This is a genomic window from Nonomuraea ceibae (genome assembly GCF_019396325.1).
In the GTDB taxonomy this organism is placed as follows: Bacteria; Actinomycetota; Actinomycetes; order Streptosporangiales; family Streptosporangiaceae; genus Nonomuraea; species Nonomuraea ceibae.
The window spans coordinates 65,470-92,049 of the sequence record NZ_JAHKRO010000024.1 but is presented as its reverse complement, the minus strand read 5'-3'; the positions used below and the strand labels follow the sequence as shown (position 1 = coordinate 92,049).

Here is a 26,580-nt window from a genome sequence, read left to right as displayed (position 1 = left end):
GCCGGGCCTGTAAGCGAGTCCCCCGGGCGACCGGGAACGCCCCGCCGCACGGGCTCTCTCGTGCGGCGGGGCGCCGTCGCTCCCGGGGCGGGCCGGATGCCCCGGAGCGAGGGCCGACCGGCGAGCGGGGAAGGCCGCCGTCGGCCGTGGGTGGTTCGTCCCGGAGGTGACCGGCGTGTCCCCTGATCACGCCGGTCACGTACTCGTCGTACGAAAGCAGTACGGACGGCGGGCGGCCCCGGGTTCAACGGACGACGGGAAATCCTCCGTACCTGGACCGCCTCCGTCACACCTTCACGGTCAGCAGGGTGGCGCCCTCGGTGGTGACCACCTCGAAGTGGTCGATCCGGTCGAGCGGCAGCGCGCTCGCGCCGTGCACGTACAGCGGCCCGGGAGAGCCCGGCACGCCGTAGCCGGCGGGCGGGACGGCCCAGCCCATCATGATGCGGCGGTCGCCGTCGCGCGACACCGCGACCAGCGCGCACTCCAGCGGCCCCTTGACCCCCGCCAGCTTGAGCGCCGCGTGCGTGCCCCAGCCCTTCGACTCCAGCACCAGCCCGCCCGTCACGCCGCCGCTGCCGACGCCCTCGACCGGCGTGCCCGCGGCGTAGAACCGCTCGGCCGGGCCGACGCCGTCGTGCGGCGAGGCGACGGGCGCGGCCGGCGACGAGCCGCCGAACTGGGCGCCCGCCACCAGCCCGCCCGCCACCAGCGTCACCGCCGCCGCCACCCCCACCAGGAACGTGCCCCGGCGCGACCGCCGGTCGGCCGCCTGCTTGCGGCGCAGCAGGTCGATCACCTCGGCGGGCTCCTCACCCCGCGGCGGCTCGTCCTCCAGCGGACCCAGCCCGGTCAGCGCCTGCGCCACCCCGGACAGCTCCGACAACTCCGTCACACACGACCGGCAGTGCGCCAGATGCTCCTCGAACGCCCGCCTGTCGTCGTCCTCCAGCAGGCCCAGGGCGTAGGCGCCGACATCGGTGTGCTCCACACGCGCGGTCATGCCGTCACCCCCCTCTCCTCCAGCGCCACCCGCAGCGCCCGGACCGCGTAGTAGACCCGGGACTTCACGGTGCCCACGGGGATGCCGAGCGCCTCGGCGGCGTCGTTGACCGACCGGTCCCGCAGGATCGTCTCGTTGAGGATCTCGCGATGGGCCGGCGACAGCGCCCGAAGCGCCTCGGACACGACCACCTGGTGCAGCAGCTTCTCCATCTCGTCGGGCACGGGCAGGCTCTCCAGCGGCCCGTCGCCCAGCTCCGCCGGGCGCGACTCCCGCCGCCGCCGGTCATCGATCACGATACGTCTGGCGACGGTCGCGAGCCAGGGCATGAGCGAGGCCGCGTCAGGATCCAGCCGCTCGGCGCTGCGCCAGGCCCGGATCATGGTCTCCTGGACCACGTCCTCCGCCCACTGCCGGTCACCCGCCGTCAGCCGGACCACGAACGCCAGCAGCGGCCGGTGATACTGCCGGTAGAGCGCGGACACGACCACCTCCGGGTCGGGCCGCGCCCGCCTCATCCAGTGCCGTAACCGCATGGGGGCTGCCCCCTCTGCCGAGGGTGGGGGATACGTGCTCAGTCGCATCTTTCCCCTTTCTCGCGTCCGTCGGCAGGGGGTACGGCCCGCGTCCCCGCCCGGGTTCAACCGGGGCGGCCGGGCGGCGTCCGAAAACCGGATTGCGTCCCTCCCGGCGGGTGCCGTAAAGTCGCCTCGCGAAACGGATCGAGAAGGAGGTGAGGACCCATGCGGATTGTCCTGTGCTGCGTGCCGTCCGACATCCTCCGGGGACTCCTCTAGTCACCCGGCATTCCTTCTCCGTCAAAGGTGTAATCCGTTGCTTCACGATCTTTCCCTGCTCGGCTGGACCGCGTCCCGCGCCGCCGAGCTGCCCGACGGCGCCGTCCCCGGCCGGGTCTCGCGGGTCGACCGCGGCGCCGCCGAGGTCATCGCCGCCGACGGCCAGCACAACGCCCGCTACGGCGCCCGCGTGCGCCGGGCCGCCGCCCAGGACCCCGTCGCGCTGCCGTGCGTCGGCGACTGGGTGGCGCTGCGCGCGCTGCCCGAAGGCCGCTACGAGCTCGACGGGGTGCTGCCCAGGACGACCGCGTTCGTCCGGGGCGGCGTCAGCCGCGACTCGCGCGGCGGCCTGTCCGGCGACGGCCAGGGCCAGGTGCTCGCCGCCAACGTCGACATCGTCTTCGTCGCCGAACCGTCCATGCACTCCACCGACTACGCAGACCTCGGCCGCATCGAACGCCTCGTGGCGCTCGCCTGGGAGTCCGGCGGCACGCCCGTCGTGCTCGTCACCAAGGCCGACCTGTTCGAGCAGGGGCTCGACGAGCTCCTGACCGACGTGCGCGCCGCCGCCCCCGGCGTCGACGTGCACGCCGTCTCCTCGCTGCGCGGCGAGGGCGTCGAGCTCGTACGCGGCTACCTCGACGGCTCACGCACCGCCGTCATCCTCGGCCCGTCCGGCGCCGGCAAGTCCACGCTCGTCAACGCCCTCGCCGGCGACGGCGTCATGGACACCCAGCAGGTACGCGCCGCCGACGGACGCGGCCGGCACACCACCGTGCACCGGGAGCTCATCCCGCTGGCCGGCGGCGGCCTCGTCATCGACACGCCCGGCATCCGGCGGGTCGGCCTGTACGAGATGAGCGAGGGCGTGGACCTCGTCTTCGCCGACCTGGAGGAGCTCGCGTCCCGCTGCCGCTTCCAGGACTGCGGGCACGACAGCGAGCCCGGATGCGCCGTGCTGGCCGCCGTCGACTCCGGCGAGCTGCCCGAACGGCGCCTGCAGAGCTGGCGCAAGCTCCAGCGGGAGGCCGCCTGGATGGCCGCCCGCACCGACGCCCGCCTCCGCAAGGACCTGCAGAACCGGTGGAAGGTCATCCACAAGGAAATGCGCCGCTCCGGCCGCAACCGCCCCTGACCCCCGCCCGGCAAGGGGCACACCCGCGGAGGGGCGACCGCCCCCGGGCCGGTCGCCCCTGGGAGGTTCGCCCCCGGGACGGCTGCCCCCGGGGCCGAACCCGGGACTGCCGAGCGCAAGGGCCACGCCCCCAAGGCGGGGGCCGTTCCCCGGGAGGCGCTGCCTTCAAGGGGGTGCGCTCCCGTCGGAAAGGGGCGATTCGGCCGGGGGGCTACCCGAGAGAACGGCTCCTTCCGACAAGGGGTGCTTTCTCTCTCTGAGTGGGTGGGCCCTCCGTCAGAGGGGCTTTCGGTGGGCACGGCCCGAAAGGGCGGGCGTCCAAAAGGTGGGATCGTGGGAAGTGGGGTGTTGCGGGTACGGGGGACGTATGGAGCGGATGTTCGCCGATCGGGCCGAGGCCGGGAGGTTGCTGGCCGAGCGGCTGGAGGTGCCCGAGCCGGTGGTGCTGGCGCTGCCGCGCGGCGGGGTGACGGTGGCCGAGCCGATCGTGCGGCGGCTCGGCGGGACGCTGGACGTGCTCGTCACCCGTAAGATCGGCTACCCGCCGCAGCCGGAGCTGGGGGTGGGGGCGATCGCCGAGGGCGGTGAGCCGGTGTTCGACGGCGCGCTGCTGGCCCGGCTGGGGCTGACGCCGGGGGCGCTGGCCGAGGTGGTGGAGGCGGAGCGGCGTGAGCTGGCCCGCCGGGTGGCGGCGTACCGAGGGGATCGGCCGCTGCCGGAGCTGGCGGGGCGCGAGGTGGTGGTGGCCGACGACGGGCTGGCGACGGGGGCGACGGCGCGGGCGGCGCTGCGGGCGGTGGCGGCGGCGCGCCCGGCGCGGGTGACGCTGGCGGTGCCGGTGGGGGCGCCGGAGACGGTCGAGGCGATGCGCCGGGAGGCGGACGAGGTGGTGGTGCTCATCGAGCCGCCCGACTTCCGGGCGGTGGGCCAGTGGTACGCGCACTTCGAGCAGTTGTCCGACGCCGACGTGCTGGACGTGCTGGACCGGAACCGGTGAGGGTGACGTCAGGCGGGCAGGACGGCCCACACGATCTTGCCGGGGCCGCCCGGCGCGACCCAGCCCCAGCCGGAGCAGAGCGCTTCGACGAGCCGCAGCCCGCGCCCGTACTCGGAGAAGATGTCGGCGCCCGCGGGCGACGGCGGCGTGGAGCTGTAGTCGGTGACGACGCACGCCACCTCGCCGCCGTGGCGCAGGAGGCGGAGCTGGATGGCGCCGCCTCCGTGGCGCATGGCGTTGGTCACCAGTTCGGACACGACCAGGGTGGCGTCGAAGGCCGCCCGCTCCGCCCCCCACGAGCCGAGCGTGCGGTCGACGAATCGCCTGGCCATGGCCACGCACCCGGGCTCGAACGAGCTGAGTTCGTGAAAGGGGAAGACCGCGTCGCCGTCGCCGGTGCGGCCGTCCAGCATCGCGGACGTCAGCCACGCCGGTGGCCGGGTAGCGCTGGAGGCTTGCGGCCGGGCGTCGAAAGTCGTCATCCTTGGCCCCCGAGGCGCGGTTTCTGGTGATCCATTCCCCATCTTTACGACCGTGCGGCACAGATGCAAGACTTTTCGATGTTTACCGATGCAGAATGCATCTGCACGTGCAGATGATCTGGGAGCGATGGACGTGAGCGCAGAGAGTGCCGAGAGTGCCGAGGGTCTCGGAAGCACGATCCTGAAGCATTCGACGGGGAGCCCGACGGTGCTGCGGATCCTGCTGGGGACGCAGCTGCGCCGGCTGCGCACCGAGCGCGGCATCTCGCGCGAGGACGCCGGCTATTCGATCCGCGCCTCCCACGCCAAGATCAGCAGGCTGGAGCTGGGCCAGGTCAGCTTCAAGGAGCGCGACGTGGCCGACCTGCTGACGCTGTACGGGGTCACCGACCCGGACGAGCGGGCGCCGCTGATCGCGCTGGCCAAGCAGGCCAACGCGCCGGGCTGGTGGCACAAGTACGGTGATCTGCTGCCGAGCTGGTTCGAGGTGTACATCGGCCTGGAGGGCGCCGCCTCGGCCATCCGCACGTTCGAGAACCAGTTCGTGCCCGGTCTGCTGCAGTCGCCGGCCTACGCCAGGGCGGTGATCGAGCTGGGCAACGAGCGGGCGGCCCCGGACGAGCTGGACCGGCGGGTGCAGTTGCGGGTGGCCCGCCAGCGGCGGCTGACCTGGGACGACCGGCTCAACCTGTGGGCCGTGATCGACGAGGCTGTGCTGCGGCGGGCGCCTGGCGGCCCGGAGGCCATGCGGGAGCAGATCGAGCACCTGCTGGCCATGACGGCGGAGCGCAACGTGACGGTGCAGGTCATGCCGTTCGACCGGGGCGGGCACGCGGCGGCGGGCGGCTCGTTCAGCATCCTGCGCTTCCCGGAGCGCGAGCTGCCGGACGTGGTCTACATGGAGCAGCTCACCAGCGCCCTCTATCTGGACAAGGCGGCCGAGTCCGAACATTACGTCAAGGTGATGGACCGGTTGAGCGTGCAGGCTCAGGAGCCGAAGGAGAGCAGGCGGTTCCTCGAGAGCCTGCTTGACCGGTGAAAACGCGTGTGATCCACGGCATAGCGGATTTTTGGTCATCCCGTATATGGCGATGAGCTCGTCACCGTATTGTCTGCTCGTAAGCACGGATGCACGTGCATCCGTATGGCCGAGGAGCTGCCCCCATGCTTGAGTTCCGCAACGGAACGCCCGCGCGTCGTCTTCCCGTCGTCTGGCGCAAGAGCGCGCGCAGCAATCCCAACGGCAACTGCGTCGAGGTGGCGCCCCTGCCCACGGGCGAGGTGGCGATGCGCAATTCACGCTTCCCGGACGGGCCGGCGCTGGTCTACACCAGGGCAGAGATCACCGCATTCGTCCTCGGGGCCAAGGACGGGGAGTTCGACGACCTGCTGGTCTGAGCGGGTCTGAACGAGGGCATGCGAAAGCCGCCGTCCGGGATTGGACGGCGGCTTCGTCGTGCGCGGGGTGAGCTGCCTGATCAGGCAGTTGTCCCGACCGGGTTCGCCGGAGCCTGAGCGCGGTGTGCCAGGCCCCGGTTCATCGGGACAACTGCGTGATCACGCGATGATCTGCGCGGGGAATGCTGCCGGGTGTCAGGCGGCGGAGATGCCGGCGCTGGCGGCGCGGCGCATGCGACGGCGACGCTCGGAGGCGCGCTCGTCCTCGTTCAGGCCACCCCACGTGCCGTACTTCTCCGGACGGGACAGCGCGTAGTCCAGGCACTCGTTGCGGACCGGGCACCCGGCGCAGATCGCCTTGGCCTTCCGCTCACGTACGTCACGCTCGGGCTGCCGCTCTCCGTCAGGGCCGAAGAAGAGCACGAGGTCCTCACCCCGGCACGCGGCATCATCCTGCCAACCCCAGCTGGGGCGCGGGCGGGCGAGCTGCCGACGTACCTGAGACATGAGAAAACCACCTTCTTGAGAGGTATTTCGGTAATTGAGCCGCATTGGACGCTTTCGGCGTCACTGTTCCAACGCAAAGCGAGACCGTGATGTTCCCTTGGTCAGGTGAGGGCTGGCGTGGCGTACCGCACAGGCGTGAGCCTGTCCAGCGAAACCAGCCGGTAGGTGGTGATCGTCTCGGCGCAACCCGTGCCACACGGCGCTTGGCACGCCGATGGCTTGACCACAACCTGGAACCGGACGTCTCCGCAGCGCACGATGGCTTCGGTGACGTCGCCGTCCGACCTTGAGGATTCCACGGCCACCGCGCCGACGGAGCGCTCTCCCGTATGGGCTCGGGCGAAGTGCTCCACGGCTTGCAATGGCTCAGGGATGCCTGCGCGTCCCCGGAGACGGTCGAGAATGACCTCGCCCGACCGGTACGCGTCTGCCGCTGCGATCGCAGCAGCCTGAGACATGCTGCCGTAGAAAATTCCGTGTGGCAAGCACACAAGGTTGGCGGCGTAGCGATCGCCGCCAACGTGTGACGTTTCCCACACTCTGTCCGGCAGAAAATCCGCCAGCGACCGAGCGAGGGGCAATCCAATGCGGGCGCAGCACGCGTTGCGCTTGGCGTGCGTGCACACCAGAAATACCGGCTCGTCTTCAAGTATGCAGGACTCGGGGACCACTCCGGCCACCAGCGCGTCCAGGTCAAGATCGTCAGGACCTGCGACGACACCGCTGGCCAGCCAGGGCGCGTCTCCGACCCCGTACGCCAATAGCACACGGATGTCCCGGTTCCGTGGGCGGGTGCGGCGTCCGGGACGGCGGATCAGCTGCGGCCTGATACCGCGTTCGAGGGCTCTGGTGACGAGTTTGGCGATGTTCTCAGGAAGTTCTGAGCTTTCCAGGCGGGCCGGCCACGGGCCCTCGTGCTCGACGAGCAGCCACAGCCTGGCCCCCACCGTCGCACTGGCCAGGGTGGGTATGCCACCGGTGTGGCACCCCTCCGCGTGTTCACAGCCCTTCGCCACACCGTCCCCCTTCCGCGAATTAGGTAAGACTAACCTAACGGGATGGCGAGGTGTCAGGCGATCGCCGATTCCGCCGCTCCGGCCGCCGCCTGCCGGTCCTCCGGCACCAGCCCGAGCCGGGTCCGCCGGTCGAGCAGGTCGGCGGCGTCGAGCGCGCCCTCGTGCCGCGCCGACCACAGCAGGTCGCCCGCGCTCAACCCGAGCCCGACCGGCTCCGGATGATCGCGCACGAGCGGCCACACCGCCGCGGCCTCGGCCCCGTAGCGCTCGGTCAGCCGCCGCCACGTGCCCGCCGCCCCCTCCGGCACCGACGACGGCCGCCGCGCCGGCCCGGCTCCCACCAGGGGGAGCGAGGCCGTGTGGCACCGGCCCGCGCGCAGCCCCGCCAGCTCCGCGGCGCGGTCCACCGCGTCCTCGGCCATCCGCCGGTACGTCGTCAGCTTGCCGCCGACCACCGTGACCACGCCGTCGCCCGCGAGCACCGCGTGCCGCCGCGACAGGTCGGCCGTCCGTCCGTCGGCCGCCAGGAGCGGCCTCAGGCCCGCGTACGCGCCCGCCACCGCCTCCCGTGTCACCTCAGCCCCGACAACCCCGTTCAGCACCTCCAGGAGCGTCCTGACGTCCTCCTCGGGCGCCTCGGGCACGTCGGGCACCGGCCCGTCCACCGCCACGTCCGTCAGCCCCACGTGCACCCGGCCGTCGGGCTGCGGCAGCACCAGCGCGAACCGGTTGCGCTCGCCCGGGATCGGCACGTGCATCCCGGCGTACATGCCCGGCAGCGTGCCCGGCCGCAGCACCAGGTGCGTCCCGCGCGAGGGCCGCAGCCGCACCGACGGGTCCAGGCCGCCCGCCCACACGCCCGTCGCGTTGATCACCACCCGGGCCCTGATCGCGAACTCGCGCCCGGTCAGCTCGTCGCGCACCCGCGCGCCCGTGCCGGTCAGCTCCAGCGCCCGGCACCGGGTCAGCACCCGCGCGCCCTGCCCGGCCGCCGTCCTGGCCACGGCCACGACCAGCCGGGCGTCGTCCAGCAGCCGCCCGTCCCACGACAGCAGCCCGCCGCGCAGGCCCTCGCCGTCCAGCGCCGGGACCAGCCGCCGCGTGCGCTCCGCCGTCAGCCGCGACGGGCCGGGCAGCAGCCGCCGCGGCGTGCGGGCCGCCGCGCGCAGCCCGTCGCCCAGCCGGTAGCCGGCCATCACCAGCGCCTGCTGCCGCCGCGACACCTCCCGCGTCAGCGGCAGCACGTACGGATGCGCCCGGACCAGGTGCGGGGCCGTGCGCCTGAGCAGGAAGCCGCGCTCGACCGCGCTCTCGTACGCCACCCCGACCTGGCCCTTGGCGAGATAGCGCAGGCCGCCGTGGATCATCTTGGAGCTCCATCTGGACGTGCCGAACGCCAGGTCGTGGGCGTCGATCGCCGCTACGCTGAGCCCCCGGGACGCCGCGTCCAGCGCCGCCCCCGCGCCCGTCGCGCCCAGCCCCACGACGAGCACGTCGACCCGCTCCTCCGCCACGAGCTCCAGCTCGCGGCTCCTCCTGCCGGCGTTCAGCGAGGTGTCCGGCGACCTATTCGGCGACCTGTCCAACGTAACCCTCCAGCAGTGTGCGCAGTTCGGCGTCCAGCTCGTCGAGCGTCACCGGGTCCAGCATCGTCGGCGCCGACAGCAGCCACGCCTGCGCCACCAGCAGCACCGCCCGCGCCTTGCGGGCGTCGCCCAGCGCGGGCTCCAGCGCCGCCAGGGCCGCCTCGTGGCTGGCGCCCCGCCGGTGCAGCAGATAGGGGAGCAGCAGCTCCGGGTCCGCCTCGACGATCTTGCGCCACAGCGGGTGCTCGCGCAGCCGCCGCACCCCGGTCACCACGGCCGTCACCGGGTCCGACAGGTCCAGCCCGGCGATCGCCGCCACCCACTCGCGCGTCATCAGGTCCGCGACCAGCGAGCGCACGTCCGGCCAGTGGCGGTAGATCGTCATCCGCGACACCCCGGCCCGGCGCGCCACGTCGGTCAGCGTCGTGCGCCGCACCCCGTAGGCCAGCACGCAGTCCCGGGCCGCGTCCAGGACGCCCTCATTGTGACGAATCGACGGCATGTGTCACAGTGTATGCGTGCCAACCGAACCCATGCTCTGGTCAGGGTGGGGCGACCCCGCCAAGGCCCGCGACCTGCCCGAGGAGATCACCCGGCTGCTGGGCGACCTGCTCGGCGTGCGCGCCCCGGCCGAGCCCGCCGCCACCCTGGAGTCCGTACGCCTGCCGCCCGTCTCGCTCGCCCCACGGCTGCTCACGGCGCTGGCCGGCCTGGTGGGCGCCGCGAACGTCGACACCTCCCGCGAGGCCCGCGTCCGGCACACGCGCGGCAAGTCCACCCCGGACCTGCTGCGCCTGCGCGCCGGCGACGGCGCGGACGCCCCCGACGCGGTCGTGCGGCCGGGCGGCCACGACGAGGTGACGGAGGTGCTGCGGCTCTGCTCGGCCGAGCGCGTCGCGGTCATCCCGTTCGGCGGCGGCACCTCGGTCGTCGGCGGCCTGGCGTCCCCGGGCCCCGGGTTCGCCGGCGTGATCAGCCTGGACCTGGGCCGGATGGACCGGCTCACCGGCGTCGACGCCGAGTCGATGATCGCCACGTTCGAGCCGGGTGTGCGCGCGCCCGAGGCCGAGCGGCTGCTGGCCGCGCACGGGCTCACGCTGGGCCACTTCCCCCAGTCCTACGAGTACGCGACGCTCGGCGGGTTCGCGGCGGCGCGCTCCAGCGGACAGGCGTCGGCGGGCTACGGCCGCTTCGACGACATGGTCGCCGGGCTCACCCTCGCCACCCCGGCGGGGACGCTGGAGCTGGGCCGCGCCCCCAAGTCGGCCGCCGGGCCCGACCTGCGCCAGCTCGTCCTCGGCTCGGAGGGCGCGTTCGGCGTCATCACCTCGCTGCGCCTGCGCGTGCGCCGCCTGCCCGCCGCCCGCGGCTTCGAGGGCTGGCGGCTGCCGGACTTCGGCACCGGCGCCGCCGCCCTGCGCGCGCTCGCCCAGGGCGGCGCGCTCCCGGCGGTCCTGCGGCTGTCGGACGAGACCGAGACGATGATCGGCCTGGCCCGCCCCGACGCCATCGGCGGCGGCGACACCGGCTGCCTGCTGATCGCCGGCCACGAGACGCCCGCCGGCGGCTCCGCCGCGCTCGCCGAGGCCCGCCGCGCCGAGGTCGCCGCCGTGCTGGCCGGCCTCGGCGGCGTGCCGCTGGGGGAGGAGCCCGGAGAGTCGTGGGCGCGCGGGCGCTTCGAGGCGCCGTACCTGCGCGACTCGCTGCTCGCCGCCGGGGCCACCGTCGAGACGCTGGAGACGGCCGGCTTCTGGTCCGGCCTGCCCCGGCTGTACGACGCGGTCCGGCTGGCGCTGCTCGGCGCGCTCGGCACGCCGCTGGTCATGTGCCACATCTCCCACGTGTACGAGACCGGCGCGTCGCTCTACTTCACCGTCGTCATCGCCCAGGTCGGCGACCCGGTGGCGCAGTGGGAGCGGGCCAAGCGGGCGGCGAACGAGGCCATCGTGACGGCCGGCGGGACGATCTCCCACCACCACGGCGTGGGCCGCGACCACCGTGACGCGCACGCCGCCGAGGTGGGCCCGCTCGGCTCGGCGATCCTGCGCGCGGTGAAGGCCCAGGTGGACCCGGCGGGCGTGCTCAACCCCGGGGCGCTGATCGCCTAGGCGGGCGGCGTGTGGCCGTCGGCCTCCGACAGGGCCGCGGCGGCGTCGCCGTAACGCTGGAGCGACTCGTACACCTCGGCCAGGCACGCCAGCGACAGCACCAGCGCGGGGCCGCCCGCCTGGCGGGCCAGCTCGACCGACTCCGCGGCCAGCGGCAGCGCGTCGGCCGGGCGGCGGTGGCCGAGGTGCAGGCGGGCGGCCGTGCGCAGCGCGCGGGCCAGCAGCGGCGTGTGGGCGGGGTTCTCGGCCACGAGGGCGCGGCTCAGCGCGACGGCCCGGTCGGCGCTGCGCAGCCCGCCCCCGCCCCACCCGCGCCGAGTCGTCGCGTAGGCGAGCAGGCCCTCGACGGCCTCGACCCCCGTGGTGCCCCGCCGGAGCGCGTCATCGGAACCGTTCCGGGCCATGGGAGCCCTCCTTGGCGACGACAACCGCTTGCTTGGGGCGATTGAGGTTACACCATGGCGCACCTTCTGTGGCGGGTACGGCACGCTCCGTTTCAGGATGCGCTTCCCGGGCGGCACGGCAAAGATGTGGTCATGGTGGAAATCGCGGCAGAACGGGGGAAGCAGGCGTCCTCCCGGGTGTCCGAAGAGGGCGCCGGCTGGGCCTGCCAGGAGATCGGCACGTACGCCGGACTGCGGCCCGACCGGCAGGGCTTCAGCTGGCTCGACTTACGCACGCTGTGGAGGTCAAGGAACGAGATCCTCGCCGGCCTGTTCGGCGACCCGTCCGGCGAGGTGCGCCGCCGGTGGGTCGCGGCGCAGCGCGAACGCGGCGCCGGCGACAGGTTCGCGATCACGCCGGGGCTCGGCGACAGCTTCAGCTTCCTGCTGCTGGGCGACACCGGCGAGGGCGACGCCTCCCAGTACGCGGTCGTCCCCGGGATGCTCAACATCGGCGCAGGCACCGCCTTCGCGGTGATCGCCAGCGACGTCGTCTACCCCGCCGGGTCCGGCAACGAGTACCGCGACAAGTTCTTCCGCCCCTACAAGGACTACGACGCGCCGATCTACGCCATCCCCGGCAACCACGACTGGTACGACGGGCTCGGCGGCTTCATGCGGGTCTTCTGCGACGCGCCCCCGCTCAAGCCCAGGCCCGACCGGGGGCTGCGCGGGCTGCTGTGGCGCAAGCCCGAGACCGTCGACGAGAGCGCCCTGGCCGAGGCCCGCGCCCTGCGCGGCAAGCCCGCCCAGCAGGCCACCCAGCCCGGCCCGTACTGGGTCATCGAGAGCCCGTCGCTGCTCGTCGTCGGCGTCGACACCGGCATCAGGGGCGCGATCGACGCCGAGCAGGCCGACTGGCTGCGCCGCGTCTCCCTCGATCCGCGCCCCAAGATCCTCGTCACCGGCAAGCCGATCTACACGCGCAACGACTACAAGCCCTCGCCCCTGGAGGGCGGCGGCACGATCGACGACATCGTCCGCGACCCGGCCCACCGCTACGTGGCGGCCATCGGCGGCGACGTGCACAACTACCAGCGCTACCCGGTCAAGGTCGGCGACCGGGTCATCCAGTACATCGTCTCCGGCGGCAGCGGCGCCTTCATGCACGCCACCCACACCATCCGGCGGGTCGACGCCGGCGGCGTGCACGAGGACGACTTCCGCTGCTACCCGCTGCGCGGCGACTCGCTGTCGTTCTACAGCCAGCTCTACGCCAGGCGGCTGCGGATGAAGTGGATCTACCTGACGCCGGACGAGGCCGCCTGCATCATGTCCGAGCAGATCAAGAACACCCCCGTGCGCCCGCTCGGCCAGGTCACGGTGACGCGGCGGATGCGGTGGGCGGCGCGGCTGCTCGGCTCCTGGCCGTGGCCGTTCCGGCTGCCGGTGGGCCAGGTCTTCCACCGCTACCTGTCGGAGTTCTCCGACTGGGACACCCCGCCGTTCTTCAAGCAGTTCCTGCACCTCTCGGTCACCCCGGACCGGGTGACCATCCGCTGCTTCGCCGCCACCGGATGCCGCAAGCAGGAGGAGGACCCGCCGCTGGAGGACGAGGTGAGCATCGCTTTGTCGTAGCCGCCTGGCACTCTGGGGGGCGTGTACGCGGTGGTGGCGGGAGAGACGGTCCTGCGGATCGGCGAGGCGCCCCTGCCGGGCCCGCCGGCCCGGGCCGTGCGCGAGCTGGAGCGGGAGCGGCCGCGCTGGGTGTGGGCCGACACGCGCGAGTCCTACCCGCCGCTGCTCACGGCCGGGGTGCGGGTCTCGCGCTGCCACGACCTCGCCCTCACCGAGGGCCTGCTGCTCGCGTACGAGGGCCGCTACGGCGAGCCCAGGTCGGCCAGGGCCGCCCACGCCAGGCTGCGCGGGCTGCCCGTGCCCGACGACCAGCCGAGCGTGCCCGGCACCCTGTTCGAGCCCGAGCCGCTGCCCGCCGAGGCGGTCGCCGAGGTGCTCGGCGACCAGCTCCGCCGGATCGAGGCGCTGCCCGACCCCGGGCGGTTCCGGCTGCTGGTGGCCGCCGAGTCCGCGGGGGCGCTGATCGCCGCCGAGATGGGCCACGACGGCATGCCGTGGCGGCGCGACGTGCACGACGCCCTGCTCACCGAGCTGCTCGGGCCGCGCCCGGTCCACGGCATGCGCCCGGCCCGGCTGCAGGCGCTGGCCGACGAGGTGGCGGCGGCGTTCGGCCACCCGGTCAACCCCGACTCGGTGCAGCAGCTCGTCAAGGCGTTCAAGGGCGCGGGCGTGGCGCTCAAGACGACCCGCTCGTGGGAGCTCAAGAAGGTCGACCACCCGGCCGTCGCGCCGCTGCTGGCCTACAAGGAGCTGGCCCGGCTGTTCAGCTTCCACGGCTGGGCGTGGGCCGACCAGTGGGTGCGCGGCGGGCGCTTCCGGCCCGAGTACGTGGTGGGCGGCGTCGTGTCGGGCCGCTGGGCGACCAGCGGCGGCGGCGCCCTGCAGATCCCCAAGGTGATGCGGCGCGTGGTGATGGCCGACGACGGCTGGACCCTCGTCGTCGCCGACGCCGCCCAGCTGGAGCCCCGGGTGCTGGCCGCGATGGCCGGGGACGCCGGGCTGGCCAGGGCCGCCGGGGAGATCGACCTCTACGCGGCCCTCGCCCAGGCGTTCGGCGGCGAGCGCGACCACGCCAAGATCGCGATGCTGTCGGCCATGTACGGCGGCACCAGCGGCGACGCCGCCAAGCTGCTGGCCGTGATGCGCCAGCGCTTCCCCCGGGCCTACCAGTTCGTCGAGGACGCGGCCAAGGCGGGCGAGGACGGGCGGGTGGTGCGGTCCTGGCTCGGGCGCACCAGCCCGCCGCCGTCCGGCCGCTGGCGGGAGCTGGTGTCCGGGCCCGAGGGCGGCCGGGCGGCCCGCGACCGGGGCCGCTTCACCCGCAACTTCGTCGTGCAGGCCACGGCCGCCGAGTGGGCGCTGGCCCTCATGGCGGTGCTGCGCGGGATGCTGCCCGACCCGGCCAGGCTGGTGTTCTTCCAGCACGACGAGGTCATCGTGCACTGCCCGCTCGACCAGGCCGGCGAGGTCATGGCCGCGGTGTCGGCCGCCGCGGCGGAGGCGAGCCGGCTGCTGTTCGGGCCGACCCCGGTCCGCTTCCCGATGGAGACCGTCGCGGTGAGCTGCTACGCCGACGCGAAGTAGCCGGTCCTAGGCGGGCGCCGCGTCGGCGGCGCGCCGCCGGACGACCACCAGCCAGAGCCCGGCCGCGGTCACCATCACCCCGACCACGAGCCCGAGCACCCCGTATGACAGGCCGCCCACGATCGCCCCGGCGATGATCGTGCCGGTGGCGCCGCACACGTTCATGAGCAGGTCCGACAGGCCCTGCACGGCGGGCCGGGCCTCCAGCGCGACCGACTCGCTGACCAGCGCCGACCCCGCCACCAGCCCGCACGACCAGCCCAGCCCGAGCAGGAACAGCGCCAGCGTCACCTGCCACACCCGGTGCCCGGCCGTGCCCGCCAGCGCCGCCGAGGCCAGCAGCAGCCCCATGCCGAGCATCAGCACCGGCACCCGGCCCGCCTTGTCGGCCAGCCAGCCGACCACCGGCGACATCATGTACATGCCGGCGATGTGCAGGCTGATCACGATGCCGATCACGTCCAGGGACGAGCCGTCGTGGTGCAGCTTCACCGGCGTCATCGACATGATCGAGACCATCGCCGTGTGGCTGACCGCGATCATCACCAGCGCGTTGCGGGCCATCGGCGTCGTGCGCAGCGTGCGCCAGGCGGTGCGGACGGTCCGCTTGCCGCCCCGGCCCGTCGGCTGCGTGCCGTCGAGCTCGCGGGCCAGCCTGAGCGGGTCGGGGCGCAGGCCCGCCAGGATGATCACCAGTGCGACCGCGAACGCCAGCGCCGCGAACGCGAACGGCCCGGCCTTCTCCACCAGCCCCAGGCTCTCCATGCCGATCCGGTCGGCGGGCTCGGCCAGGTTCGGGCCCGCCACCGAGCCGAACGTGGCCGCCCAGACGACCAGCGACAGATGCCTGGCCGCGTGGCCGGGCGGCGACAGGTCCGTGGCCGAGTAGCGGGCCGCCAGGTTCCCGGCGCTGCCGCCGCCCACCAGCACCAGGCCGGCCAGCAGCAGCGGCCAGTTGCCGATGCTGATGGCCGCCACCGAGATCACGCAGCCGAGCAGTGCCGCCAGGTAGGCCAGCGCCAGCCCGGCCCGGCGTCCGCTGCGGCCCGCGGCCTTGGCGGTGGGCAGGGCCAGCAGCGCCGCGCCGAGCACGGTGGCGGTCCCGGCGAAGCCGCTGATCACCGTCGAGCCGGACAGGTCGTCGACGACCACCGAGCTGAGGGCCAGCCCGACGGCGACGCCCACCCCGCCCACGATCTGCGCCGCCGACAGCACGACGAGGATGCGGCGCTGGATGCCACGGATCCGGCCAGAGGGCGAAATTTCAGCATTCGGGGGGGCGCTGGTCACCCGTGAAGTCTCGCATAACCCCAGAGATGGCCCCAAACAGGACAGTCGGCTGCCCCGATGCGCTCAGAGCACCGTCACCCGGTCGCCCTGGCGGATCGTGCCCGTGCCGTCGGGGATGAGGTTGAGCCCGAACCAGGTCTTGCCGTCCCACCGGCGGTGCCGGGCCAGCGTGCGGATCGGCTCCTTGCCCTTGGTCCACGTGTCGGGGTCGACCGTCGTCAGCACGCACCGGTCGCACAGCTTGACGCCCCTGAACTCCACCTCCCCGATCCGGACCCGCTTCCACGCGTCCTCGGCGAACGGCTCGGACCCGGAGACCACCACGCTCGGCCGGAACCTGCGCATCGACAGCGGCCGCGGCTCCGGCTCGCCCAGCTCGGCGGCCGTGGCCGCCACCCAGGTGTTGAGCTGTTCCAGCGACGCCGTCGTGGTCAGCAGCAGCGGGTAGGCGTCGGCCAGGCTCACCCGGTCGTCCGCGCGGCCGTAGGCGGGGTCCACCGGACGCCGGGTCGGATCGTCCAGCCAGGCCAGCCGCGCCGGCCGGCCGATCAGCGCCGTCAGCCAGGCCGCCGCGTCGTCGCCGCAGTCGGTCACCTCCACCGGCGTCCCCCACACGCCGGCCATGACCCGCGCCGCCGTGGGCGTGACCCGCAACGGGGCGGCGCCCGGCGCCGTCAGCGTGATCGTGCCGCCGTCCGGCCGCGCCACGCACGACAGCATCACCGGGAACTCGCGCGCCGTCAGCGGCTCGCCGGCCTCGTCCACGACCAGGTAGCGCCGGTCACCGGCCAGCCCCCACGGCTCCACCTCGGCGCTGCGCAGCTCGTGACCGGTGGTGGACTTGACCGGATAGAAGTAGATGTTCGCCAGCTCCATGCCGCGACCGTAACAGGGGGCGATCAGGTGGTCTCGCGGAAGGTGTCCAGGAAGACCTTGCGGGTGTCCGCCTCGTCGTCCCACCGCAGCTCGGGCATCGTGAACGCGATCGTGTACGCGGTCCGCTCGTCGATCGTGACGTGCCTGGTCAGGGCGTGCATGGGGACGCCGTTGCCGGTCGTGTAGGTGTACTCCCAGTCGGCCGCCTTCCAGCCGCGGTACTTCACCGCCTGGAGCTGGACCTGGATGTAGGCGTCGACGCCGCCGTCGGCCTCGCGCCGGGTCAGCTCCGACAGGCCGCCGTCGGCCTGCGGCGTCGCCTGCTCCACCTCGATCGTCAGGCCCGAGTCCTTCGGGCCGGTGAACGTGGCCTCGTCGCCCGACGACGTCAGCTTCCAGCTGTCCGGCAGCGCCACGGTGAAGCCGGGCGGCGTGTGCTCCCGGTAGCCGTCGGGGACGGGCGAGGGGGCGGCGTCGGCGGCGCTCGCCGTCGGGGACGCGCTCACCGCCGGCTCCGTCGTGCCGCCGGTGGAGAGCAGCACCAGCGCCGCCACGACGGCGACCACGGCGGCCACGGCCGTGAGGAGCAGCAGCGGCGTCGGCCTGCCGCCGCGCACCCAGGCGTTGCCCGAGTCGTCCGGCCTGCGCCTGCTCCTGGTCTGGCGGTGCGCCACGCCCGGCAGCGTGGCCAGGCGGCTGTGCGGCATCTCGCGCGACAGGTCCCTGGACTGATCGCGCAGGTCGTCGGGGGAGGCCAGCGGCCACGGCGCGGACCTGCCGGCGGTCCGGCTGTCGCTGGTCAGCGGCAGGATCGGCGGTGCGGACGGCTCGTCGTCGTCCACGTTCGGGTAGCCGCCCAGCGGCGGGTTCGACGGGCCGTCGAGCAGGCCGCGCGCCACGAACGGCGCCTCCTGCGGCCCGGGCGTCTCCTCCGGCATCCGCTGCGGCCCGGACGTGTCGTGCAGGCCGGACATGTCGGGGATGCGGTGCGAGCCCGACGCAGGGTCGGGCAGCGGGTACGAGCCGGACGAGGGGGCGGGCAGCGGGTACGAACCGGACGAAGGGTCGGGCAGCGGGTACGAGCCCGACGAGTTTTCGGGGACGCGGTGCGGTCCTGAGCGGCTGCCGAACGCGTCGAAGCCGTCCGCCACCGGCGGCTGCCTGAGCTGGTCGGTCGGGTGCCCGCCGGCCGGGCCCGCCACCGCGTACCCGCCGGACGAGCTGCCGAGCGGATCGTACGGGACCCGTACCGGACCCGACGGGGTCTCCACGATCCGCGACGGCAGCGGCCCGGACGGCGGCCCCGGCAGCGGCTCGCCCGCGCCGAAGTCCGGGTCGGGCGGCAGCGGCGGGGGCGGCGGCACGTCCGGGACGCGCGGGCGGGCCGAGCCGTGCGCGCGCAGCACCCGCTCCAGCTGCTCCACCACCTGGTCGGAGGTCAGCCGCTCGGCCGGGTTCTTGCGCAGCAGCCCGTCGATGACCGGCCGCAGCGCGCCCGCCCGCTGCGGCGGGTTCGGCTCCTGCGTGAGGACGGTGCCGAGCACCGCGATCGCGTCCGGCCCCTCGTACGGCGGCCGCCCCTCGACCGCCGCGTACAGCGTCGCCCCGAACGACCACAGGTCGGCCGCCTGGGTCAGCGGCTGGCCCGACAGCCGCTCCGGCGGGATGTAGGCGGGCGAGCCCATGAGCAGGCCGGTCTGCGTGATCGTCACGTCGCCCTCGATCGCGGCGATGCCGAAGTCCGTCAGCACCACCCGGTCGGCGGTGAGCAGCACGTTGCCCGGCTTGATGTCACGGTGCAGGATCCCGGCCGAGTGCGCGTGCCGCAGCGCGTCGAGCACCCGGATGCCGATCTCGGCCGCCTGGACCACCGGGAGCGGGCCGCCCTGCCGCACCGCCTGCTCCAGCGACCAGGCGCGGACCAGCTCCATGACGATCCACGGGCGGCCGTCCTCCTCGACGACGTCGTGCACGGTGATGATGCCCGGGTGCGTGAGCCGGGCCGCCGAGCGCGCCTCGCGCAGCATCCGCCGGTGCGCCACCTGCTTGCCCGCGTGGTCCAGGCCGAACGGCAGGATGAGCTCCTTGACCGCCACGTCCCGGGCGAGCAGGACGTCGTGGGCGTGCCACACCATGCCCATGCCGCCCCGGCCCACCGGCGACATCAGGCGGTAACGGCGGCCGATCAGGCGGCCCTGGCTCTGTGAGGCGCCGCCCTCGGCGCCGGGGCCGCTGAGTACGCGGTCGGCTGCCATGTCACGCCCCCATCTGTTACCTGCGTCGCGGCATACGTTCCAGATTAATGAGATTCGCCACGATATAGGCAGGCCATTCCGGGTGTGAAGCCAAACCTTCCTTACAAAAGCCCTGACCTGCCGATACGTCAGCCTGCAAGGGCCGCGAGCGCGCTGGTGAACGCCTCGGCGGGCGGGCTCACCAGCCCCGCCCCCACCTGCCCGGTGCCCGCGACACGCCCGGCGATGCCCGTGTTGACCACGGGCAGCAGCCCGGTCCTGGCGACCAGCGCCACGTCGATCCCCACCGGCGTCCCCCGGAAGCCCAGCGCCGGGATCTGGTAGGCCGGATGCTCCGCCAACGTGATCTCGTACATGGACCGGGTCGCCGCCACCGCGTCCGCCACCTCCCCGCCCACGAACCGCACGATCGCCGGGGCCGCCGCCATCGCGAACCCGCCCAGGCCCGACGTCTCCGTGATCGTGGAATCGCCGATGTCCGGGTTCGCGTCGCCCGGCCCGTACGCGCCCAGGAACAGCCCGTCCGGCACCCCCGCCGGGCCGGTGAACCAGCGCGACCCCAGCCCCGACACCTGCACGCCGAAGTCCGTGCCGTTGCGCGCCATCGCCACCACCAGCGACGAGCCCGGCACGTCCCGCGCCGCGTCGGTGCTCACCTTGGCCGCCGCCATCGCCGCGTTCAGGAAGAAATGGTCGTTGCCCGCGATGAACCGCAGCACGTCCGACGCGTTCGCCGGAGCCGCGTCGACCACCGCCGGAGCCAGCTCCCGCAGCAGCAGCGAGGTGGCCGCCCGGTTGCGGTTGTGCAGCTCGTCGCCCATCTGCAACGCCTGTGCGATCATCGCCCGCAGGTCGATCGGGCCCGCCAGCTCCACCGCCGCCGACAGCACCGGGCCCAGCACCGTGTCCATCCAGCGCAGCCGCTCCAGCACCTCCGGCCCGTACGCGCCGTACCGCAGCACCTTGCCCAGGCCCTCGTTGAGCGAGCAGTACGCGACGCCGCCGTGCTCGTCGTCCCGCACCTCGAACAGCCACATCGACGGGCTGACCACCCCCGCCATCGGCCCCACCGCGCCGTGCCCGTGACACGGCTCCAGCAGGACGTCACCCGAGGCCAGCGCCTGCTCGGCGGCCCGCTCGTCCGGCGCGTACCGCTCCAGCAGCATCGCGCCGATCAGCGCCCCGCGCAGCGGCCCCGACGCCCGCCGCCACGTGATCGGCGGGCCCGCGTGCAGGAACATGCCCCTGGGCAGCCGCAGCAGCTCCGACGCCCGCCGCACCCCCGCCAGGTACGGGCGGGCACCGGTCATCCGGCGCACCGCCAGCTCGTTGGCCGCCCGCCTGCGCGGATCCGCCAGCACCCGCCCCAGCGCCTCGGCCGTCCCCGCCATCGGCGGCCGCCACGCCACGGTCACGGTGTCGGCGGCCTGCTCCCGCAACGCCTCCGCCAGCGGTTCGGCCCCCACGGTGATCACCCTCGGCGGCCCGTCCAGCACCATCACGACACCTCCGTAACCGACCCCGGCCAAACCCCTCCAGGCGCGGACCCGGAGCCAGGACCGGACCCAGAGCCGTGAGCGGCGGCCCCGGGAATACCGGGACCGGGGTCGAGGCGAGCGGCCCCGGGCGCTCCGAGGGCCGGAGCGGCGACCCCGGGAGCTCCGGGACCGGAATCGGGGGCAGGGGATGGGGGGCGGCTGGCGGTGGTGGCGGCGAAGCGGGCGGCGCGGGCGTTGGAGGCGAAGACGGCGGCCCCGGCGGCCCGGAGGGTCTCGGCCTGCCGCCGGAGCCCCTGGGGGTCACCCTCGGTGCCGACCAGCGCGACCACGACCGTGGCCGGGGACGCCGCGATCGCCGGGGCCAGTGCGGCTGCCGGGTCGGGGTCGGCCCCGTGCCCGAGCACCACGTCCATCAGCACCACCGCGTCCGGCGGCACCTTCCGCAACGCCTCCAGCCGCAGCGTCGGGTCGATCATCGGATGCGCACGCGCCCGCGTGTAAACGTCGTCCCCGTAGTCGGTGAACTCCCCCCGGCCCGCGACCGCCGCCGCCTCCGCGCACAACGTGCCCCCGGAGTACACGCCGACCAGCGCCCGCCCGCCCCCGGTCCCGTCTCCGATCCCGTCTCCGCTGGAATCTGCGACGTCGCCAAGGGCCGTCCACGACGGCCAGTCGGGCACCGGCACGCCCAGCGCCCGCAGGGCCTCCTCGGCCGCCGACGTCAGGTCGGCGTCCCCGCCGAGCACGGCCGTCACGACCGGCGTGCGCAGCGCCCCCGCCACCTCCCGTACGGCCGCCGCCACCTCGGGCGACGGCGGCTTGGAGATCAGCACGATCAGCTCGGTCGCCGGGTCGTCGTCCAGCATGCGCAGCGCCCGCACGGTGGACCGGCCGCCGATCTCCGCCGACAGGTCCCGCCCGCCGACCCCCAGCACATGGCTGACCCCCACCCCCGCCAGGTCGAGCAGGCACGTCACCTGCTGCGCCCCGGTGCCCGACGCGGCGACCACGCCCACCGGGCCGGGCCGCAGCACGTTCGCGAAGCCCAGCCCGACCCCGCCGATCACGGCGGTGCCGCAGTCGGGGCCCATGACCAGGACCCCGCGCTCGTCCGCCCGCTCCTTGAGCAGCCGCTCCTGCTCGACGGGCACCCCGTCACTGAAGATCATCACCGGCAGCCCGGCCTCCACGGCGTCCAGCGCCTCGGCGAACGCGTGCTCGCCCGGCACCGACACCAGCACCAGGTCGGCAGGCGACCTGGCGGCCGACCGGGTGGTGCGCGGCGGCTGCTCCGACTCCCGGCCCGGCGGGGCCCGCTCGGTGAGCCGCCGGTCCAGCTCCTCGGCGGCCCCGGCCACGTCGTCGCCCCGCAAGGCCACCAGCAGGTCGCCCGGGTCCGCCGCGGGCACGTCGAAGCCCAGGTCGCGGGCCAGGCCGAGGTTCAGCTGCGTGGCCATCGCCACCACCGCCACCTCGGCCCCCGGCAGGCCCGCACCGGCTCGCATGAGCGTCACCGAGTCGTGGTAGACGCCCCGGCGCACGAACACCGCATCACCCATGCCGACCCCCAGGACCGGGAACCCCGTACGGAAACCCAGGGGACGGCGGCCCCCCGAGCGGGCGGGACGCCCCTCCGGCGCGGCGCCCGGGGACGGGACGCCGGTCCCGCGTGGAAGGGCGCGCGCCCAGGGGACGGGTCATCGGCGGCCGCCCAGGGAGAGGACGGCGTCGAGGCCGATGGCGATGCCCTGGGCGAGGTCGGCGCCGGAGGTGTGGCCGAGGGCGTGGAGGCGGCGCAGGGCCGGTTCGAGCGCCTGGCGTCCGGCGAGGGCGCGCAGGACGGCGACGACCTCGGGCCCGGCCTGGCCGCGCGCCGCGCAGTGCAGGAGCGTCGCGGAGATCGGCGTGGTGCGGGTGCGGGCGTCGTAGGTGACGGCGGCGGCGAGCCAGCCGGCGAGCTTGACCGCCTGCCCGGCGCCGGTCGCGGCGCCGAGGTGGCGCAGCGTCACCAGCAGCCCGGCCAGCACGTCGTCGCCGCTCGGGGTGAGCCCCGGCCCGAGGCCGACGAGCTGCTCGGCGGCGGTGACCGCGCCGACCAGCCGCCCGGACGCGCAGCTCACGGCCAGCAGATCGACGGCAGGGTGCCCGGCGAGCGCGGGCCCCGCAGGCGGAGGCGGCAGCGTCACGGCGGCGAGGCGGGCCGGGTCGACGGGGCCGAGGGGCGGGGCGGGGTCCCACCAGCGGCGGGCGCGCAGGCTGAGCCGGCCGAGCTCGACGGACCCGTCGCCGACGTGGGCGTCGTCGCCCACGGTGACGTGCGGCAGGGGAGCGGAGAGGAGGACGGAGTTGGGCAGCCGGGACGCCCCGCCCGTGATGACCGCGATCACCGACGGCTCCAGGTCGGTCCTGACCTCCAGGTAGATCCCGGCGGCGAAGGCGGCCAGCACCCGGGCGGGCCGCCGGGGCGCCTCCAGGACGGGCCGCACGGCCGCGCTGGCGGCGCCCGTGACGTGGACGCGTGCGCGCCCCGCGTGAGTGCCGACCGTCACCGGACCTCCCTATCGGCCTTGGACCTGACCGTAGAACGCGCCGGGCAACCCTCCGTACGGAGAAATTTGCCAACAGTCAGCGGGAAGGTTGGCTCTTCCTGCCAGACGTTTCTCGGGTCACAATCACCCCATGGAGCCCCCGGTCCGTCTCGCCAGCACCGGAACGATCATTCACGGTGTGTCCGTCGGGGAGGTGCTGGGCGTGTCGACGCTCGCGGGCGCCCGGCTGATCGCGGGGGAGCGCGGGCTGGGCCGCATCGTGCAGCGCCTCAACGTCATGGAGGTGCCCGACATCCTGGCCTGGGTCAAGCCGCACGAGCTGCTGCTGACGACGGGCTACCCGCTGCGCAACACGCCGCAGTCGCTCGGCCGCCTGGTCGCCGACCTGGACGAGCGCGGGCTGGCGGCGCTGGGGATCAAGCTGGGCCGCTACGTGGACGAGCTGCCCGCGGAGATGGCCGAGCAGGCGGAGCGGCTGGGCTTCCCGCTGATCCTGCTGCCGAACGACGTCGGCTTCGACGACATCCTCAACCAGGTGCTGACCGACATCCTCAACCGCCAGGCGGCGGTGCTGGTGCGGGCGGAGGAGGCGCACCGGGCGCTGGTGCAGGTGGTGCTGGCGGGCGGCGGGCTGGACGAGGTGACCGCCGAGGTGGCGGCCCTGCTGGACGTGGCGGTGGCGGCGGTCGACGGGCGCGGCCGGGTGCTGGCGGCGGCGGGCCCGCGGGAGCACGTGGCGGCGCTGCGCGAGTCGGCCGCCCACGACGGACTCCCGGCCTCGGCCGGCCAGGGGCAGCCGGGTCAGCCGGGTCAGCCGGGTCAGCCGGGGGCGGGGCCGCGCGGGCGGGTGATGGCGTCGGTGCCGGTGACGGCGGGCGGGCACCACCACGGCCGGATCGTCGCCTACAGCCCCGCCGGGGCGATCCGCGACAGCGACGTCGGCATCCTGGAGCGGGCGGCGACGGTCGCGGCGCTGGCCGTCACCCGCCAGGAGGCCGTCCACGCCGTCGAGTCGAAGTACCGGGCCGACTTCCTGCGCGACGTGCTCACCGGCCGGGCCGGCACGGCCGAGCGGGTGGCGGCGCGGGCGCGGGCGTTCGGCTGGGACCTGGAGCGGCCCGTCACGGTGCTGGTGGCCGAGCTCGACCCCGACAGCGACGAGCGCACCGCCCAGGACCGCCTGGTCACCTGCTGGACGGCCGCGCTGCGCCGCCACGACCCGGGCGGCGCGGTCGCGGGCTTCTCGCACGAGGTGGTGGCCGTGGTGGGCGCGGAGGTGGACGCGTCCAGGCTCGCCAGGGACGCCGCCGCCGGGTTCGCCGACGTGCCGCCGGCGACGTTCTCCACCGGCACCTCCCGCCCGAGCCCGGGGGTGGCGACGCTGCCCGAGGCGTACACGCAGGCGCTCAAGGCGGCGCGCGTCGGCCGCCAGCTGCACGGCCCCGGCGCGGTCGCGCACTTCGACCAGCTCGGCGTCTACCGGCTGCTGTCGCTGGTCAGCGACACCGACGAGCTGCACGCGTTCGTGAAGGAGACGCTCGGCCCGCTGTCGTCCGACACCGACGCCGAGAACGCCGACCTGCGCCGCACCCTCCAGGTCCTGCTGGAGACGAACCTCAACGTGGCCGAGACCGCCCGGCGGCTGCACTTCCACTACAACACGCTGCGCTACCGCATCGGCAAGCTGGAGCGCCTGCTGGGCAACTTCACCGACGACCCCCACCTGCGCCTCAACCTGACGCTGGCCCTGCACGTGCTGCGCATGCGCGGCATCTAGGCTTGCTCTCCGTGGACCTGGAATTCGAGCTGCGCGACGACTTCATCCCGCTGTGCGACCTGCTGAAATACTGCGGCGTCACCGAGACGGGCGGCATGGCCAAGCATCTGATCGCCGAGGGCCTGGTGCTGGTCGACGGCGAGGTGGAGCTCAGGAAGACGTGCAAGATCCGCTCCGGCCAGGTGGTCAGCGGCGACGGTTTCGAGATCCACGTGAACTGACATCGCAGGTCACCCCCTATTGTGCTCTCCGGAACTACGGAGAGGACGGGCACGCGGATGGCGCTCGGGTGGAAACTGCACGGCGACGGCAAGAGGCTGACGCCGGGCGAGGTGGTCAAGCCGGACGAGCGGCTGTCGTGGCCCAGGACGGCCGGGATCGGGGCGCAGCACGTCATCGCCATGTTCGGCGCGACGTTCGTGTTCCCGCTGCTCATGGGCCTGGACGCGAACCTGGCCGTGATGATGTCGGGCGTCGCGACGATCATCTTCCTGCTGGTCGTGCAGGGCAAGGTGCCGAGCTACGTCGGGTCGAGCGCGTCGTTCGTCGGCGCGGTGGTGGCGATCCGGGCGGGCGGCGGCGACAGCGCCACCGTGACGGGCGCGCTGCTGGTGGTGGGCGTCGTGCTGGCGGCGGCCGGGCTGGCGATCCACCTGCTGGGGGTGCGGATCATCCACCGGGTGTTCCCGCCGGTGGTGACCGGCGGCGTGGTGATGCTCATCGGGTTCGGCATGGCGTACGTGGCGGCCGACAACTACTGGCCGCGCGATCCGTGGGTGGCGCTGCTGACGATGGTGGCGACGCTGGTGTTCGTCGGCCTGTTCCGCGGCTTCGTCGGCCGGATCGGCGTGCTGCTGGGCCTGGTGTTCGGGTTCGCGCTGTCGTACGTGTGGGACCTGGTCGGCGGGAAGATCGCCACGCCCGATGCGAGCGGCGCGACGACCGAGCGCTACCGGGTGGACCTGTCGAAGGTCGCCGAGGCCGACTGGTTCGGGCTGCCGGAGCTGCACGGTCCCGCGTTCGAGGTGTCGGCCGTCGTGCTGGTGCTGCCCGTGGTGATCGCGCTCATCGCCGAGAACGTCGGCCACGTCAAGGCCGTCGGCGAGATGACGAGGACCGACGTCGACGCCTACATGGGCCGGGCGGTGCTGGCCGACGGCGTCGGCACGGTGGTCGCCACGTCGGTGGGCGGCCCGGCCACCACCACCTACGCCGAGAACATCGGCGTCATGGCCGCCACCCGCGTCTACTCCACGGCCGCCTACTACATCGCCGCCGTGATCGCGATCCTGTTCGGGCTGTGCCCCAAGTTCGGCGCGCTCATCGCCGCCACCCCCGACGGGGTGCTCGGCGGCGTCACGACCATCCTGTACGGGATGATCGGGCTGCTCGGCGCGCGGATCTGGATGGAGAACAAGGTCGACCTGGCCGAGCCGGTCAACCTGCTGCCCACCGGGGCGGGCATCATCTGCGCGATCGGCCCGGTCGCCTTCCCGGTCACCGACACGTTCGCGCTGAGCGGCATCGCGCTGGGCACGATCGTGCTGCTGGCCGGCTACCACCTGCTTCACCTGGCCCGGCCGCGCCGGGAAGCCTGATCTCTGGTCAGCCGCGCAGTTTTGGCAGATCATGCCCGTGTACGTGCGCGCGGGCGGGCCTAATGTGCCCGCAACGCGGCAAGGCGGTCCGGGCGAAGAGGG

24 protein-coding genes are annotated in these 26,580 nt (G+C 74.1%); 10 read left to right on the top strand and 14 right to left on the bottom strand.

The genetic code is table 11. The annotated features are described in order from the left end of the window. Positions 1-286 precede the first annotated feature (286 nt). Together KME80_RS18220 and KME80_RS18215 are read right to left on the bottom strand one after the other, a co-directional pair. Complete coding sequence (locus KME80_RS18220; RefSeq protein WP_219506747.1) at positions 287-1,003, bottom strand: anti-sigma factor family protein; 717 nt, start codon at positions 1,001-1,003, stop codon at positions 287-289. Then, on the bottom strand, positions 1,000-1,539 hold the full coding sequence (locus tag KME80_RS18215; RefSeq protein ID WP_246645137.1) for a sigma-70 family RNA polymerase sigma factor: 540 nt from the start codon (positions 1,537-1,539) through the stop codon (positions 1,000-1,002). Before KME80_RS18215 ends, KME80_RS18220 begins: the two co-directional genes overlap by 4 nt. 298 nt (positions 1,540-1,837) lie before the next feature. Between KME80_RS18215 and rsgA the strand changes: the two genes are divergently transcribed. Then, complete coding sequence (gene rsgA, locus KME80_RS18210; RefSeq protein ID WP_219506745.1) at positions 1,838-2,935, top strand: ribosome small subunit-dependent GTPase A; 1,098 nt, start codon at positions 1,838-1,840, stop codon at positions 2,933-2,935. A gap of 376 nt (positions 2,936-3,311) precedes the next feature. Next, the gene (locus KME80_RS18205; protein WP_246645136.1) at positions 3,312-3,932 is read left to right on the top strand and encodes a phosphoribosyltransferase; all 621 of its coding nucleotides are present in this window, start codon (positions 3,312-3,314) and stop codon (positions 3,930-3,932) included. A gap of 8 nt (positions 3,933-3,940) precedes the next feature. Here the strand turns inward: KME80_RS18205 and KME80_RS18200 are convergent, their stop codons facing one another. Further along, positions 3,941-4,414 carry an ATP-binding protein gene (locus tag KME80_RS18200; RefSeq protein ID WP_219506741.1) on the bottom strand — a complete coding sequence of 158 codons (474 nt, stop codon included), beginning with the start codon at positions 4,412-4,414 and terminating at the stop codon, positions 3,941-3,943. 208 nt (positions 4,415-4,622) lie between these two features. Here KME80_RS18200 and KME80_RS18195 point away from each other — a divergent pair, with 208 nt between their 5' ends. After that, positions 4,623-5,453, top strand: coding sequence for a Sco1979 family transcriptional regulator (locus KME80_RS18195; protein WP_308125816.1), 831 nt, complete (start codon positions 4,623-4,625; stop codon positions 5,451-5,453). A gap of 125 nt (positions 5,454-5,578) precedes the next feature. After that, complete coding sequence (locus KME80_RS18190) at positions 5,579-5,812, top strand: DUF397 domain-containing protein (RefSeq protein WP_219506737.1); 234 nt, start codon at positions 5,579-5,581, stop codon at positions 5,810-5,812. Positions 5,813-6,007: 195 nt separating this feature from the next. On the opposite strand, the gene KME80_RS18185 is transcribed toward KME80_RS18190, so the two are convergent. From KME80_RS18185 to KME80_RS18170, 4 genes are all read right to left on the bottom strand, one after another. Then, the gene (locus KME80_RS18185; RefSeq protein ID WP_125634885.1) at positions 6,008-6,319 is read right to left on the bottom strand and encodes a WhiB family transcriptional regulator; all 312 of its coding nucleotides are present in this window, start codon (positions 6,317-6,319) and stop codon (positions 6,008-6,010) included. Positions 6,320-6,420: 101 nt separating this feature from the next. After that, positions 6,421-7,335: a sucrase ferredoxin gene (locus tag KME80_RS18180; protein WP_219506735.1), complete on the bottom strand. Its 915-nt coding sequence runs from the start codon at positions 7,333-7,335 to the stop codon at positions 6,421-6,423. Between the two features lie 53 nt (positions 7,336-7,388). Then, positions 7,389-8,921, bottom strand: coding sequence for a glycerol-3-phosphate dehydrogenase/oxidase (locus tag KME80_RS18175; protein ID WP_219506734.1), 1,533 nt, complete (start codon positions 8,919-8,921; stop codon positions 7,389-7,391). Next, positions 8,902-9,423, bottom strand: a complete 522-nt coding sequence (locus tag KME80_RS18170) for a TetR/AcrR family transcriptional regulator (RefSeq protein WP_219506733.1) — start codon at positions 9,421-9,423, stop codon at positions 8,902-8,904. Before KME80_RS18170 ends, KME80_RS18175 begins: the two co-directional genes overlap by 20 nt. A gap of 31 nt (positions 9,424-9,454) precedes the next feature. Between KME80_RS18170 and KME80_RS18165 the strand changes: the two genes are divergently transcribed. Next, positions 9,455-11,029, top strand: coding sequence for an FAD-binding oxidoreductase (locus tag KME80_RS18165; RefSeq protein ID WP_219506772.1), 1,575 nt, complete (start codon positions 9,455-9,457; stop codon positions 11,027-11,029). Here the strand turns inward: KME80_RS18165 and KME80_RS18160 are convergent. Beyond that, on the bottom strand, positions 11,026-11,433 hold the full coding sequence (locus KME80_RS18160) for a hypothetical protein (protein ID WP_219506732.1): 408 nt from the start codon (positions 11,431-11,433) through the stop codon (positions 11,026-11,028). The two genes, KME80_RS18165 and KME80_RS18160, sit on opposite strands and share 4 nt — an antisense overlap. Positions 11,434-11,565: 132 nt before the next feature. Here KME80_RS18160 and KME80_RS18155 point away from each other — a divergent pair, with 132 nt between their 5' ends. Further along, a complete protein-coding gene (locus tag KME80_RS18155; RefSeq protein ID WP_219506730.1) occupies positions 11,566-13,050 on the top strand; it encodes a metallophosphoesterase family protein in 1,485 nt (494 codons plus the stop codon). A 21-nt stretch (positions 13,051-13,071) separates the two neighbouring features. After that, positions 13,072-14,634 (top strand): bifunctional 3'-5' exonuclease/DNA polymerase, encoded by a 1,563-nt coding sequence (locus KME80_RS18150; RefSeq protein WP_219506727.1) that lies wholly within the window; start codon positions 13,072-13,074, stop codon positions 14,632-14,634. Between the two features lie 6 nt (positions 14,635-14,640). On the opposite strand, the gene KME80_RS18145 is transcribed toward KME80_RS18150, so the two are convergent. From KME80_RS18145 to KME80_RS52750, 6 genes are all read right to left on the bottom strand, one after another. Then, positions 14,641-15,924 carry an MFS transporter gene (locus KME80_RS18145; RefSeq protein WP_219506725.1) on the bottom strand — a complete coding sequence of 428 codons (1,284 nt, stop codon included), beginning with the start codon at positions 15,922-15,924 and terminating at the stop codon, positions 14,641-14,643. Positions 15,925-15,987: 63 nt separating this feature from the next. Next, complete coding sequence (locus tag KME80_RS18140; protein WP_219506723.1) at positions 15,988-16,800, bottom strand: MOSC domain-containing protein; 813 nt, start codon at positions 16,798-16,800, stop codon at positions 15,988-15,990. A gap of 23 nt (positions 16,801-16,823) precedes the next feature. Then, positions 16,824-19,055, bottom strand: coding sequence for a serine/threonine-protein kinase (locus KME80_RS50375; protein WP_246645135.1), 2,232 nt, complete (start codon positions 19,053-19,055; stop codon positions 16,824-16,826). Between the two features lie 128 nt (positions 19,056-19,183). After that, a complete protein-coding gene (locus tag KME80_RS18130; RefSeq protein WP_219506771.1) occupies positions 19,184-20,554 on the bottom strand; it encodes a YlbE family protein in 1,371 nt (456 codons plus the stop codon). Further along, entirely contained in the window at positions 20,554-22,113 is a 1,560-nt protein-coding gene (locus tag KME80_RS18125; protein WP_246645134.1) for an AllF/FdrA family protein, read from the bottom strand. Before KME80_RS18125 ends, KME80_RS18130 begins: the two co-directional genes overlap by 1 nt. 138 nt (positions 22,114-22,251) lie before the next feature. Beyond that, complete coding sequence (locus KME80_RS52750; RefSeq protein ID WP_219506721.1) at positions 22,252-23,103, bottom strand: oxamate carbamoyltransferase subunit AllH family protein; 852 nt, start codon at positions 23,101-23,103, stop codon at positions 22,252-22,254. A 130-nt stretch (positions 23,104-23,233) separates the two neighbouring features. Here KME80_RS52750 and KME80_RS18115 point away from each other — a divergent pair, with 130 nt between their 5' ends. Genes KME80_RS18115 through KME80_RS18105 form a run of 3 tightly spaced genes read left to right on the top strand, consistent with a single transcriptional unit; the run spans position 23,234 to position 26,478 of the window. After that, a complete protein-coding gene (locus KME80_RS18115; protein ID WP_219506712.1) occupies positions 23,234-24,880 on the top strand; it encodes a PucR family transcriptional regulator in 1,647 nt (548 codons plus the stop codon). Positions 24,881-24,891: 11 nt separating this feature from the next. After that, complete coding sequence (locus KME80_RS18110; protein WP_219506709.1) at positions 24,892-25,101, top strand: RNA-binding S4 domain-containing protein; 210 nt, start codon at positions 24,892-24,894, stop codon at positions 25,099-25,101. A gap of 57 nt (positions 25,102-25,158) precedes the next feature. Next, positions 25,159-26,478, top strand: coding sequence for a uracil-xanthine permease family protein (locus KME80_RS18105; RefSeq protein WP_219506702.1), 1,320 nt, complete (start codon positions 25,159-25,161; stop codon positions 26,476-26,478). Positions 26,479-26,580 lie beyond the last annotated feature (102 nt).